Here is a 13,279-nt window from a genome sequence, read left to right on the forward strand (position 1 = left end):
GATATTATTTCAACACCGTCGTAGAGGTACCCTGTTCTACGGCTGCGCGCAGGGCATTCACTTCTGCGAGCATCCAGGATTGATAAGTGTACCCGGTTGGCATGGTTTCATAAACGCCCACAACCGGAATATGTGCAGCCTTGGCATCACTCAGGAAAGACGCTGTCAGGGAGTCAGTGACCTGCTGGTTATACAGAAACACCTTGACCTGATGATTTTTGAAAAGCTGATTCTGGATGCTGACATCCTGGGGTGCCGGATCGGTCCCATTCATGATTGCCGCCTGCAGATTCCAGGGGGTTTTCAGATCGCAGCCTGCCGCCTGCAGCATGTAATCCGCCACGGGTTCGGTAACCGCTACCGGAGTATGGGGATATTTTGCTTTGAAACTGGCAATGGCGGCGTACCAGGGCTTGAGCGAAGCATCAAACTTCTGAACATTGGCCTTGAAAAAAGCCGCATGGGCAGGATCCAGCTTACTCAAGCTCGCCGCAACCGCCTTGACCACCGCAGGCATGGTTTCCGGTTTGTACCAGAGATGCGGGTTTTTGGTGCTGTCGGGTAAATGTAAAAGATCCTGAACCACAATCACCTGACGCTTGGGATTAGGATCAGCCGCCAGAATTTTTTTGGCCCAACTGTCATAACCCACGCCGTTACGAACCACCAACTGGGCAGCCGCAATTTGTCTGGCCACAGCCGGGCTCGCCTCAAAAGCATGGGGATCCGTGTTGGGATTACTCTCAATGGCGCTCACCTGAACATATTTTCCACCAATCTGGCTAATGACATTAGCATATTGATTTTCCACCCCCACGGCATGAATGGTGTCTGCTGCGGCCATTTGTGCAGCACCCAGACCCACCAACAAGGACAGCAAGGGCAGAAAACGACGCCCGGCACAGGCATACCGCCCGGACAGATTGGATAGTGATAATTTATTGGATTCAGTGTGCTGCATGTTACTTCTCCTGAAGTGATGTTGATAACGGAATGTTTGTGCGTCATACTTATATGCAACTGTGTTGCACATTAAAGTACCATGTTATAACTGTCAAGCGGCCCATCGCACTGATAAAAACACTGTTATTACAGTTGCTATCGATAATCGTTATCATTACTATAGTATTCGTTAAATTAAGGGAGAATTAATGCTTCGCCAGCAAAGCCGTTTCCGCCATATTCTCTTGAGTAGCATTCTTTTCTGCGTATCTACTGCTCCCGCCTGGGCTGCCAGTACGGGGCAGTCCATCCCCGAAGCAGCGCACCAAAACTGGTGGCGGGGGATTTCCCTGGTCATGCATGGTCAGGTAGAAGGCGTTTCCAATCTGAGCGGCGGCATCAGCACCGGCACCACCGCAACCGGGCTCTGGAAAGGTGGACTAGCCCTGCATACCGGTAAGGCCGGTTGGTGGCAAGGAGGTCTTTTTGTAGTGGAAGGACTTGCTGCGGGCAGCAGCAACCCCGACAGTTTGTACATTGGTGATCTACAAGGCGTATCCAATCTCACTACGCCCTATCAACATATGGCCCATCTCTATAAGGCTTATTATCGACAAAAATTCGGCGGCAATACCTTGCGCCTCGGCTTGCTCAATCCTAACGACTATTTCAATGATACCGGAGTAGCAGGCGAACTGTTCAATGCCTCTTATGGTATTTACCCCATCATTTCGGCCAACATTCCCTTCACGCCCACTTATCCTTATTCCAGTCTCGGGGCCATGGCTTCAGCGAGCTGGGGCAATACCACGGTGATGGCGGGCGTGTTTGGTGCGGATGGCGTCCATCCCTTCCGTGCGCCCCGAGGCAGTGACGGAATGATTTATTATGGTGAAGTCGATCAAAGCATTCCCATCGGTCCTGGCACGGCGATGCTCAAGGCCGGAGGCTATTACAACCACATCTACGGCCCTTACCTCACGCAAAATATTGGCATCGGTACTTCTACCAGTCAGGGCGGTTTTTACGGTACCGCCGAGTATCGCTGGAAAGCCGATCAGATGAACTGGGGGGTTTTCCTGCAAGGTGGCGGAGCCCCCAATGCCGCAACCGTTTCACCGGTGAATGCCTATGTGGGCGCAGGATTGCGGCTGCGACATTTCATTCTAGGCTCACCCGGCTCTACCCTGAGCCTGGGCATGGCCCGCGCCTGGCAACGCCAATCCGGTTCGAACACGGGAGCTGCAGAAACCAGTCTGGAAGTGAACTTCAAACAGCCAATTTTCAAGGATTTTTATATTCAGCCCGACCTGCAATATATCGTCAACCCCGGTGCCAGCCCCGGGAACACTATCCCCAATGCCTTCGTCGCCATTATCCGACTGGGTTGGCACTATCATTTACACGCTTAAAAACTAAACAACAGGCTTCTAAATGCCATGATGGCTTTTAGTGCTTGCTTGCCTCTTGTGCCTCTTTTTTTGCCTCGGCGCGCGCAGCGCGCATGAACAGCGCTGCAGCCAACCCAAAAAAGGCGAAGGCAATCAATCCTGTCACTATGATCCCTGCAGCGGTTTGTCCATCAGAAATATAATGCATGCTGCTGGTCATCGCCTGCATGCTCATTGAATGCATATCCATTATCGATCTCCTGTGTCAATTAACACATCATTAATCTTATTCTTTGCAAGACCAGGAACAAAATAGAAATTCAGTCAGCTCGCTACAGTTTTAATTATAGCCTGTCATTACTACTGACTGTAACATCAACCGAAGCGTCGCAGTTATTGTCAATGACATGAGTGAAATCAATATTGATGCCGCCCTGGTCCGTGAAGGGCGCGCGCAACTATCACGCACGGAAGAAAAAGTCGTTGAAATGTCCAATGGCTGCATCTGCTGCACGCTCCGGGAAGATCTGCTTGAGGAGGTGGCCTTATTGGCAGATGAACGCACCATTACCGACCTCCTGATTGAGCAGATTGAATTCTGCAATGTGCTGGTGCTGAACAAGGTGGACCTCATCAGCCCGGAAGAACAGCAGAGCTTGATGGCTATTTTGAAGGCGCTGAATCCTCAGGCGCGCATTGAAATTTCCGAGTTTGGTCGGGTTCCTGTCAATCGCGTACTGCAAACCGGTCTTTTTGACTTTGAAGAAGCCAGCCAGGCCCCCGGATGGTTGATGGAAATGCGCGGGGAACATATTCCGGAAAGTACGGAATATGGGATTGGCAGTTTTCATTTTGCCGCTCGCCGCCCCTTTCATCCTCTGGATGCGCTTTGGAATGATTAATCGGCCCCAGCACCCAAAGGACCCGAGGCCGTTTGCATAAAGTTGGGTAAACCCATTTTGTCGATCAGATCAATGTGGGTTTCCAGCCAGTCAATATGCTCTTCGGTCTGTTCCTGAATTTCAACGAGAATCTCGCGCGAGACGTAGTCCTTGACCGATTCGCAATAATGAATGGCCTCGACATAATGGGCGCGGCCGGCTTCTTCCAGTTTCAAGTCACAAGCCAGGCATTCAGCCACATTTTCACCGATGAGTAATTTATTCAGGTCCTGCAGATTGGGTAGGCCGTCCAGAAACAAAATACGTTCGATCAGTTTGTCGGCATGCTGCATTTCTTCAATGGATTCCGCATATTCATGCTTACCCAAAGCAAAAAGTCCCCAGTTTTTGTACATGCGGGCATGCAGAAAATATTGATTAATGGCCGTCAGCTCAATGGCCAGCGCTTTGTTCAACAACTGAATAACTTTTTTATCCCCTTTCATGACGCGCTCCTTATTGAATCGTTCATCTAAAACCTTAGGGAAATTATAGCGTATTTGCCAAACCTAGGCGGCAATCCCTGAACCAATCAAACAGGTTATACCGCCTGTTTGAGTGCGGGGCGGGGATGCTGATGCATGGGATACTGCACGACCTTGGCATGCTGCATTTCCTGATCCAGAACCGCTTTGGCACAAGTCGCACAACGCCCGCACTGGGAAGCCACACCTAACTGTTGGCGTAGATCCCGCATGGAACAGGCACCCTCACAAACAGCCTGATGAATGTCTTTTTCGGTGACAGCATTACATAGACATATATACATAGCTAGTCTCATGAAAAACTCTTACACAACATTCAAACGCAAATGATAATGCATGTCAATAACATTATCTCTAAAAAATGGCCGTTGGGTCTGCAGGCTTTGCAGCGACTTTTGTTTCGAGCCGTTGTTGTTCTTGGCGAAATCCTGCGCCCGTCAGGAGAGCTGTTTGAGCCCGCAGGGCGAGTTCTCTCCTGACAGCAGGATGAGCCGTAGAACAACAGGCAAGGAACAATGGAGCAAAAAGCCTGCAGACCCAACGGCCATTTTTTAGGTTCAACAGTCATTCATCAGTCATTCTCTTTCTCCATCGGATGGCTTGGGAGTAAGATGTCGGGATTCTTTCATTCACAGCGAGACCCACCCCCATGAGCCAAGCCCCCCATTCCACCCTGAATGCCGAAACCCTGTTCCAGATCAGCGAGGACATTTTGGTTCTCGCCCGCAAACAGGGGGCAACTGCAGCAGAAGCGGCAGCAAGTACGGGCAAGGGGCTTTCTGTTACTGTCCGCCTCGGCGAAGTGGAATCCATTGAGTACAATCAGGATAAAGGCATGGGCGTGACGGTCTACCTGGGGCAGTCCAAAGGTAGCGCCTCCACCTCTGATTTTTCCCGCAAGGCCATTGCGGAAACCGTGGAAGCCGCGCTCACCATTGCCCGTCACACCTCCGCAGACCCCTTTTCGGGCCTGGCTGATCCGGAGCTTTTCGCCCGCGAGTTCCCCGATCTGGATCTTTATCATCCCTGGTCAATAGACGCCGATACGGCCGCAGAGTTGGCACGCCGTTGCGAGGCTGCTGCCCGGGATAGCGATCCACGTATTCACAATTCTGAAGGCGGAAGCCTGGGCACGAGCGAAGGCCTTTCTGTTTACGCCAACAGTCTGGGTTTTGTGGGGAAAAGACAATCGTCCCAGCATAGCCTGTCCTGCTCAGTCATTGCCGAAGACCTGAAAGGCGGCATGCAAAGGGACTACTGGTATGATGTAGCTCGCAATGCCAGCGCATTGGCCAGCCCGGAAAGTATCGGCAAAATCGCCGCTGAACGGGCGGTGCGGCGTCTGGATGCCCGCAAGCTGCCCACCACCAGGGCACCGGTAATTTTTGAAAATCAGGTGGCTTCCAGCATTCTTGGACACCTGGCCAGTGCCATCAGTGGTGGTAGTCTGTATCGTAAAAGTTCATTTTTGGTAGACAGCCTGGGCAAGACCCTGTTTCCGGAACATATTCGCATTTATGAAGAACCCTTGCGCCCCAGGGGGCTGGGCAGTGCCAGCTTTGACTCGGAAGGCGTAGCCACCCGCAATCGCGACATTATTTCCAAAGGCGTTCTGCAAGGATATATCCTCGACAGTTACAGTGGCCGCAAGTTGCAGATGCCGACCACCGGAAATGCCGGAGGTGCCCACAATCTGACCCTGGAGCCCGGCAGCCAATCGCTGCAGGAAATGATCCGGGAAATGGGACGGGGTTTACTGGTCACCGAACTGATCGGTTTTGGGATCAACATGGTCACCGGCGACTATTCACGCGGTGCTGCCGGCTTCTGGATAGAAAATGGCGAGATTCAATATCCGGTGGAGGAGATCACCATTGCTGGTAGCCTGCAGGCTATGTTCAAGGGCATGCAGATGGTCGGCAACGACCTGCTTACCCATGGCAACACCGGCTGTTCTTCCGTTCTCATTGACGAGATGGTGATTGCCGGCGAGTAAGCCCTATGGCCAAAAGCATGAGCAAAGTGCTCAGTAGCAGGTAGGGCAGACTCCCCCAACGGCCATAGGGAGTCTCTCCGGCCATGGGCTGCACCGAACCGTTCAGAGTGCCCACCACAAATTGCGGAAGCTGGGTGCGGATTTCGCCGTGGGGAGAAATCAGCGTGGTTATACCGGTATTGGTATCCCGCACATCCGGTTTCTGCTCCTGACGGGACTGCATGGCGGCCATCTGCATACTCTGGGCAGCAGCGATACTATGCCCATACCAGGCATAATCACTGATATTGAGCAAAAAGGTCGCCCCTTCATTGACCCCCTTGCGGACATCACGCGAAAAAGATTCTTCATAACAAATGGTCATGCCGGCCTTTTGTCCATCTACGGGCAGAACATAAGGGCCATGCCCAAAGGAAAAACTCCCCAAACCCGGTAAAAAGTGGTGGACCAAAGGACCCAGCAGGTGCGGCAAGGGAATATATTCACCAAAAGGCACCAGATGTTCTTTCTGGTACCAGCGCAGAGGGGCGTTCCCGTCAATTTCCATGGCAGCGTTGTAGTATTTGCCATCTGCCGCCTCGGGAATGCCGATAATCAGAATCTTGTGATTCCGCGCCGACCATTCCTGTAACTGACTAATCAGTTCAGGAATTTCTGTCTGAAAAATGGGAAAGGCGGTTTCCGGCAAAACCACCAGCTGGCTATTTTTGGGGGTCTGCAAAATCAGTTGTACATAATGGTGCAGTATCTGGCTGATGGCTGCACCATTCCATTTTTCGGTGATCGGAATATTACCCTGCAGCAAGCTGACTCGGAGCTTGTGCCCGACGGGATGGGTGAAGCTGACTGACCCTGCCGCCAGAGCCACTCCGGAAAGCACCAGCAAGGCGGAAACACCGCCGAGCAGTGCCCGTTTGGATTGAGATTCGCGCAACATCCATAACAAAATAGTGGCAAAACCGGCGGTGGCGAGTCCGACCCCATACTGTCCCAGCCAGGCGGAGAAACCACCCAGGAAAACATGAGTCTGCGTATATCCTGTAGCCAGCCAGGGGAAGCCCGTGAAGAACCGGGCTCGACACCATTCCGCAAATATCCACAACACCGGTAAGGCGACAAGCCGCGCATTTCCCCGAAAAAAACGGATAGCCAGCCATAGGGCCAAAGCCGGATAAATGGCGCAATATGCCGCCAGCAGCGCCACCGCCCCACCCGCAAGTAGCCAGTCCATATGGGCAAAATTGTGCAGGGTGATGGATATCCAGCTGACTCCACTACAAAACGCCCCGAAACCAAAAGCGTATCCCAAAGCGGCCGCCCGCCGGGGACGTTCAGCCGTGGTAGCCAGCCAGAACAGCGCAAAAAGCAGAATGATGGCGAGAAACCAGTCATTAAAAGGGGCAAAAGCCAAAGGCCAGAGCGCGCCCAAAATTAATGCGGCCAGAAGCCGCAAAGGAAACGCCCAGGTTCTGACGGAATCGTGAATCATGCACTATCCTGATTGGGCAATTCGGGCAGGGCTGCACTGCGCGGAGGAGACACCCGGACAATTTGTACCCGGCGTCGATCGGCCCTTAACACTTCCAGTCGCAAATTACCCTCCTCAATCACTTCGCCCACCCTCGGCACATGCCCGAGACGGGTAGCTACCCAACCACCCAACGTGTCCGCGTGCCCATCTGCCAGATGCGCCGCAAAATGTTCATTGAAATCCTCCAGCGGAATCAGCGCATTCACCAGAAAGTCGCCGTCTTCCCGTGAGGCTATCATGACATCTTCGTCAATGTCATATTCGTCTTCGATTTCCCCGACGATGATTTCCAGAACATCCTCGATGGTAATAAGGCCAGCCACCCCACCATATTCATCGACCACTACCGCCATGTGGTGACGACCGGTACGAAACTCATAGAGCAGGTGATCCAGATGTTTGCTTTCAGGAATAAACGTCGCCGGTCGCAACAACTCTCCCAACCGTGGCATGGACATGCCCGAACGACAGGCCTGAAGTAAATCCTTGGCCAGCAGGATACCGTGCACGTCGTCGCGATCCTCTCCCACCACCGGAAAACGCGAGTGCCCGACTTCCGAAACCCTGGCGATGATTTCCGGCAACGGCATATCCATCTCAATCACTTCCATCTGGGCGCGGGGAATCATCACGTCGCGGACGGTCAATTCGCCCATCCGAAAAATCCCATCCACCATGCGCGCGGCTTCGGCATCAATCACCTGCCGCTCGCCAGCCTCCCGGACCAGATCCAGCAAACTGTCCTGATCTTCCACATTACCGCGCAGGGACTGGGTAAAACGCGCCCACCAACTCCGTGGGCGCTCCTGCGTACTTCGATCTTCACTCATGTATTTGGTTCAGGTAGGGGTCGGCCACACCCATTTCAGCCAGTAATCGGGTTTCCAGTTGTTCCATGATCTGCGCTTCGTGGTCTGCCACATGGTCATAGCCCAACAAATGCAACGTACTGTGAATCAGCAAGTGGCGATAATGATTCAACAAAGTTTTCCCCTGCTCGGCCGCTTCCTGAAGTACCACGGCCGGGGCAATCACAATATCTCCCAGCAGGTCGCGGCGGAACACTGGAGGCAGGGGATCCTGGGGAAAAGACAGACAATTGGTCGGTTTTTCCTGCTGCCGATAGTGGGCATTCAATTGGGTGATTTCCGCATTACTCACAAAGGCGAGGGATATTTCGGCCATGCGCCCTGCGTCCGGTGATCGCGGGGTCGCAACCGTCAGCGCCTGAAGGATGGCACTCCTGGCCTTGTTGCGGGAAGGAATAGCAGCCGGCTCCACGGAATCATCCACGGATAGGCGCAAATAAAGCCCGCTCATGCCTTATCTCCAAAGCGATCATAAGCCTGAATGATGCGGGCCACGAGCGGATGACGGACCACATCGGCGCTTTCAAAAAAGACCATTTCCACTCCCGGCATGGCGTCCAGCACATCCAGCACCTGGACCAGCCCGGAAAGCTGGCCGCGCGGAAGGTCAATCTGGGTGACGTCGCCAGTGACGACCACTTTTGCGCCGAAACCCATGCGGGTCAAAAACATTTTCATCTGCTCCGGAGTCGTATTCTGGGCCTCGTCGAGAATGATAAAGGCGTCGTTGAGAGTCCGTCCGCGCATGTAAGCCAGTGGTGCCACTTCAATAATTTGCCGCTCAATGAGTTTCGCCACCTTCTCGTAGCCAATCATTTCATGCAGCGCGTCGTAGAGGGGGCGCAAATAGGGATCAACTTTTTCACTCAAAGAGCCGGGCAGGAAACCCAGCCGTTCACCAGCTTCGACAGCGGGACGCACCAACACCAGGCGGCGCACCTGATTGCGTTCAATTTGCTCCACGGCCGCTGCAACGGCCAGATAGGTTTTTCCCGTACCGGCCGGACCGATGCCGAAAGTCAGGTCATTATGCCGGATGGAATCCAGATAGCGGCGTTGACGCAACCCTCGACCCCGAATAGTCCCTTTGAGCGTTTGCACCCCTGGGGATTCCGACGCTTCCTGCGTTTCAGCTTCGGCTTCCACCTGAACACGCTGAATACATTGATGCACCCAGTGACTGGAGAGCTTCCGGCCCTGAACTACCTGAGCATAGAGCTCAGTCAGAACCGTTTTTGCCGCCTGCACCGCCGCTTGCGGACCGGTAATATGGAAACGTTCCCCACGCGGAAGAATGACAACGCCCAGCCGGGATTCCAGTTGCCTTAGATGGCTGTCCAGTTCGCCAGCCATTTCCGACAGAACACCGGCGCTGGCCTGTTCAGCGATAAAATCACCATGACTGACGGCGGGATTCTTACTGGGAGGCTCCATGGGATTATACGGCAAGACGATGTGCCGCAGGATTGGACGGCGTGAGACGACCACGCAGACTATTGGGCAAGGCGGCCGTAATTTCTATATCCATCATTTGCCCTGCCCAGTCAGGGTTGCCGGGCAGATTGACTGAGCGGTTGCAGGCGGTTTTCCCGGTCACTTCACGCGGATCACGGCGCGAAGGACCGGTAATCAATACCGCCTGAAGTGTACCCACCAGACTCTGGGCGTATGCTTGGGCCAACCCGTTGATACGTCCCTGCAAAATGGCGAGACGGGCATCTTTTTCCACTTCAGGAACACTGTCCTTGAGTTTCAGGGCGGGGGTATTGGGCCGCTGACTGTATTTGAAGGAGTAGGACTGGTCGAAACGCACGGCCTCAATCAAGTCCATGGTGGCCGCAAAATCCGCCTCGGTTTCACCCGGAAATCCGACGATGAAATCTGATGAAATTTGTATGCCCGGACGTGCCGCCCGCAGGCGAGCAATTTTTTCCAGATATTGCTCGACACTATGCTTGCGGTGCATACGCCGCAAAATCCGGTCTGAACCGCTCTGCACCGGCAAATGCAGATGCGGAGCCAGTTTTTCGATAGAACCGTGAGCGGCAATCAGTTCATCATCCAGATTACTGGGATGAGAGGTGGTATAGCGCAGGCGCAGCAAACCCGGAATCCGGGAAAGTCTTTCCAGCAATTCGGCAAGGCCACCTTCGCCAATCAAGCCCGTCGCGCCACGGTAAGCGTTGACGTTTTGCCCTAACAAGGTGATTTCACGCACCCCCTGATCAACCAGACTGCGTGCCTCACGGATAATATCGGGCATGGGACGACTATATTCACGCCCCCGGGTATGGGGCACCACACAAAAAGTACAAAACTTGTCGCAGCCTTCCTGAATGGTCAGGAAAGCCGTGGCACCATCGCGACCGGGACGCTGGGGCAGGCGGTCAAATTTTTCGAGAACCGGAAAATCCACATCCACCTGAGGATGGCGTTCAGCCACACAGGCATCGAGCAGGTCAGGCAAACGGTGCAGGGTCTGCGGACCAAACACCAGATCGACGTAAGGGGCACGACGACGCAATTTTGCGCCTTCCTGACTGGCTACGCAGCCTCCCACGCCAATAATCACTTCCGGGCGCTTTTCCTTGAACGGACGCCAGAATCCCAATTGGGTGAACACCTTATCTTCAGCTTTTTCACGAATGGAACAGGTGTTGAGCAAAAGCACATCAGCCTGCTGGGGATCTTCTACCAATTTCAGTCCATGACTCTGCGCCAGCAGATCCGCCATGCGCTCGGAGTCATATTCATTCATCTGACAACCGTAGGTTTTAATAAACAGATTTTGCAATGCATTTCCGGAAAAAAGCGGCCTTATCGCGATGATAGGGCCAGCAACCCGGATTGACAAGGGCCCCGTTTCGCTCAGTTTCGCTCTACATGCCGCCCATGCTAGAGTATTGACCGTTCATATGGGTTCTGCGCAAATCCGTGCATTGCCCTTTATCCGGTGGAGAAAATCCATGTCCAGATCTTCCGGGCCGGTATCCCAGGCTTGGCACTTTACCCGCGAGTTTTTACGCGACCCCCAGACCATTGGCGCGGTACTACCCAGTTCTCCTTTTCTCGCCAGACGCATGGCCGCTATGGTCCCGGATGGACCGGGACTGGTGATTGAACTCGGTCCCGGCATGGGGCCTGTCACCAAGGCCCTGCTCGCCCGGGGTATAGATGCCAGTGATCTGGTGCTGGTGGAACAGGCCCCGACGATGGTCCACCATCTGCGCCATCACTTTCCGCAACTGGAAGTCATCGAAGGCGATGCTGCCCGACTCCAGGAAATGATTGCCCATCGTGGCAAGGTCCGGGCCATTGTTTCCAGCCTGCCGCTCCGCACCATTCCCCAGGAAATCGTCGCCCGTATTTTTCAGCAACTCCCGGCAGTCAGCCAGCAGGGCACGGTATTTATTCAGTTTACCTATCATTTCCGCAGTTCCTGCCAGGGCTTGCCCACTGAGTTTCGACGCGGACGCCCCGCCATGGTGCTGCGCAATTTACCTCCCGCCCGCATTGATCAATTTATTTTTCACGGCAAAGGATTGGTCTGATTTGCCCCGAATCATGGCTTACAAAACCGCAGCACTGGATCATGCGCCAAGCCATTTATGGCCCTGGTTGGCGCTCCCGGCATCGCTGACTGCAGCACTTCAACGCGCCTATGGTCATACCCATCGGGTTACTGCGCTGCTTATAGGGAGTGGACGCCGAAACCCGACTTATAGTGAACAGCGGCTTTTGCATTTAAAGCGGGGCGAGCGCATTTTCTGGCGGGAAGTACTTCTCCACGCTGGAGATCCGGATCGGCCCGCCATATGGGCCATGACCACCATACCGCTTTGCGGGCTGCGCCATGGTCTGCTTCCCTTGGCGCGCCATGGTTCCCGTCCCATCGGCAACACCCTGTTTCGGCATCGCCGCTTGCGCCGCTCCCCCATCACCATGGAGGCCTTGCCGCGCTTCGGCCAACGTGTCTGGCGACGACGCTCCATTTTACGCCGAGGTCATACTGAAGTGCTGGTTGAAGAACATTTCCTGCCAGACTTACCCCCTTGGGCGGGTCGAGGTCGGCGCTGATGAATGATCCAATCCCGTTTCATCAGCGTTTTTCCGCCTATCTGGCACTGATGCGCATGGACCGCCCTATTGGTACGCTGTTATTGCTCTGGCCAACCTATTGGGGACTCTGGCTGGCAGCCAAAGGGACGCCCTCCCTGCGCCTGTTTGTGATTTTTACCCTGGGAACCTGGCTGATGCGCTCGGCAGGCTGTGTCATCAATGATTATTTTGATCGGGATTTTGATAAACAGGTAGCACGCACCCGGCACCGGCCACTGGCAGCAGGACTCATCAGTCCCGCTGCAGCTTTACGTCTCTTTGTGTTGCTCTGCCTGCTAGCAGCAGCCTTATTGCCTTTTTTGAATCTGCTCAGTCTGGCTTTGGCCGGTGGCGCAGTATTCATTACCATTACCTATCCCCTGTTCAAACGCTTCACGCATCTTCCCCAGGCTTACCTGGGCATTGCCTTTTCCTTTGGTATTCCCATGGCTTTTGCGGCAACCAGAGGGACCGTTCCAGGTATGGCCTGGTGGCTGATGCTCGCCAATGCCTGCTGGGTGGTCGCCTATGATACGGCCTATGCCATGGCGGATCGTCCGGATGACCTGAAGGCTGGCATCAAATCTACAGCCATTTTGTTTGGCCGCTGGGATCGTCATATTATCGCCGGTCTGCAACTGGTGATGTTATGCGTATTTGTCGGTATTGGCGTCAGTACCCAAATGCACTGGCCCTTTTGGTTTGCCTTGCTCGTGGCGCTGGTTCTCGGCGCTTATGAACAAGGGTTGCTGGGAGGTGACAGAGATCTGGCTTTTCGCGCTTTTTTGCACAACAACTGGATTGGGCTGGTTCTGTTTTGGGGAATAGTGGCCGGTTTGGCGCCATCGGCAAGCTTGCCCATACCGGGAGTCTGGGGCTAAAACGGAGAATCTTGTGCGTTTTTGAAAAACTTATACACAGTTTACTCATAAACCGATAAAAGCCAGAGCAGCGCTGTTAAGTTATTGTTGAAAATTGTCATCTAATTGTTTTTATTTATTATTTACCCTTGCCACTTTTTTGGGC

The 13,279-nt window shown here is 53.8% G+C and carries 15 protein-coding genes; 6 read left to right on the plus strand and 9 right to left on the minus strand.

Translation table 11 applies throughout. The annotated features are described in order from the left end of the window. Positions 1-4: 4 nt before the first annotated feature. Entirely contained in the window at positions 5-961 is a 957-nt protein-coding gene (locus tag HAP95_RS02120) for a metal ABC transporter solute-binding protein, Zn/Mn family (RefSeq protein WP_215882758.1), read from the minus strand. Positions 962-1,151: 190 nt separating this feature from the next. On the opposite strand from HAP95_RS02120, the gene HAP95_RS02125 reads away from it, so the two are divergent. Beyond that, entirely contained in the window at positions 1,152-2,354 is a 1,203-nt protein-coding gene (locus HAP95_RS02125; protein WP_215882759.1) for a carbohydrate porin, read from the plus strand. A 37-nt stretch (positions 2,355-2,391) separates the two neighbouring features. Here HAP95_RS02125 and HAP95_RS02130 read toward each other — a convergent pair whose 3' ends face one another. After that, complete coding sequence (locus tag HAP95_RS02130; protein WP_215882760.1) at positions 2,392-2,583, minus strand: hypothetical protein; 192 nt, start codon at positions 2,581-2,583, stop codon at positions 2,392-2,394. A 124-nt stretch (positions 2,584-2,707) separates the two neighbouring features. Between HAP95_RS02130 and HAP95_RS02135 the strand changes: the two genes are divergently transcribed. Further along, on the plus strand, positions 2,708-3,235 hold the full coding sequence (locus HAP95_RS02135; protein WP_368356537.1) for a GTP-binding protein: 528 nt from the start codon (positions 2,708-2,710) through the stop codon (positions 3,233-3,235). Here the strand turns inward: HAP95_RS02135 and bfr are convergent. Then, positions 3,232-3,720: a bacterioferritin gene (gene bfr, locus HAP95_RS02140; RefSeq protein ID WP_215882762.1), complete on the minus strand. Its 489-nt coding sequence runs from the start codon at positions 3,718-3,720 to the stop codon at positions 3,232-3,234. The two genes, HAP95_RS02135 and bfr, sit on opposite strands and share 4 nt — an antisense overlap. A gap of 95 nt (positions 3,721-3,815) precedes the next feature. Continuing rightward, a complete protein-coding gene (locus HAP95_RS02145; protein WP_215882763.1) occupies positions 3,816-4,043 on the minus strand; it encodes a bacterioferritin-associated ferredoxin in 228 nt (75 codons plus the stop codon). Positions 4,044-4,408: 365 nt separating this feature from the next. Between HAP95_RS02145 and pmbA the strand changes: the two genes are divergently transcribed. Beyond that, positions 4,409-5,755, plus strand: a complete 1,347-nt coding sequence (pmbA, locus tag HAP95_RS02150; RefSeq protein ID WP_215882764.1) for a metalloprotease PmbA — start codon at positions 4,409-4,411, stop codon at positions 5,753-5,755. Here the strand turns inward: pmbA and lnt are convergent. From lnt to miaB, 5 genes are read right to left on the minus strand one after another with little or no spacing between them, the layout of a single operon-like run. Beyond that, positions 5,724-7,244, minus strand: coding sequence for an apolipoprotein N-acyltransferase (gene lnt, locus HAP95_RS02155; RefSeq protein WP_215882765.1), 1,521 nt, complete (start codon positions 7,242-7,244; stop codon positions 5,724-5,726). The genes pmbA and lnt overlap by 32 nt on opposite strands. After that, on the minus strand, positions 7,241-8,116 hold the full coding sequence (locus HAP95_RS02160; protein ID WP_215882766.1) for a CorC family transporter: 876 nt from the start codon (positions 8,114-8,116) through the stop codon (positions 7,241-7,243). The genes lnt and HAP95_RS02160 overlap by 4 nt, the downstream gene beginning before the upstream one ends. Further along, positions 8,109-8,606, minus strand: coding sequence for an rRNA maturation RNase YbeY (gene ybeY, locus HAP95_RS02165; protein WP_215882767.1), 498 nt, complete (start codon positions 8,604-8,606; stop codon positions 8,109-8,111). The genes HAP95_RS02160 and ybeY overlap by 8 nt, the downstream gene beginning before the upstream one ends. Next, positions 8,603-9,589 carry a PhoH family protein gene (locus tag HAP95_RS02170; RefSeq protein WP_215882768.1) on the minus strand — a complete coding sequence of 329 codons (987 nt, stop codon included), beginning with the start codon at positions 9,587-9,589 and terminating at the stop codon, positions 8,603-8,605. The genes ybeY and HAP95_RS02170 overlap by 4 nt, the downstream gene beginning before the upstream one ends. Positions 9,590-9,593: 4 nt before the next feature. Then, positions 9,594-10,949 (minus strand): tRNA (N6-isopentenyl adenosine(37)-C2)-methylthiotransferase MiaB, encoded by a 1,356-nt coding sequence (gene miaB / locus HAP95_RS02175; protein WP_215882769.1) that lies wholly within the window; start codon positions 10,947-10,949, stop codon positions 9,594-9,596. Positions 10,950-11,121: 172 nt separating this feature from the next. Here miaB and HAP95_RS02180 point away from each other — a divergent pair, with 172 nt between their 5' ends. Genes HAP95_RS02180 through ubiA form a run of 3 tightly spaced genes read left to right on the plus strand, consistent with a single transcriptional unit; the run spans position 11,122 to position 13,134 of the window. Then, on the plus strand, positions 11,122-11,706 hold the full coding sequence (locus HAP95_RS02180) for a class I SAM-dependent methyltransferase (RefSeq protein WP_215882770.1): 585 nt from the start codon (positions 11,122-11,124) through the stop codon (positions 11,704-11,706). Between the two features lies 1 nt (position 11,707). Then, positions 11,708-12,232 (plus strand): chorismate--pyruvate lyase family protein, encoded by a 525-nt coding sequence (locus HAP95_RS02185; protein ID WP_226832442.1) that lies wholly within the window; start codon positions 11,708-11,710, stop codon positions 12,230-12,232. Beyond that, complete coding sequence (ubiA, locus tag HAP95_RS02190) at positions 12,232-13,134, plus strand: 4-hydroxybenzoate octaprenyltransferase (RefSeq protein ID WP_215882771.1); 903 nt, start codon at positions 12,232-12,234, stop codon at positions 13,132-13,134. The genes HAP95_RS02185 and ubiA overlap by 1 nt, the downstream gene beginning before the upstream one ends. Positions 13,135-13,279: the final 145 nt, after the last annotated feature.

Origin of the sequence: Acidithiobacillus sulfurivorans, assembly GCF_018853815.1 — a bacterium.
Taxonomy (GTDB): domain Bacteria; phylum Pseudomonadota; class Gammaproteobacteria; order Acidithiobacillales; family Acidithiobacillaceae; genus Acidithiobacillus; species Acidithiobacillus sulfurivorans.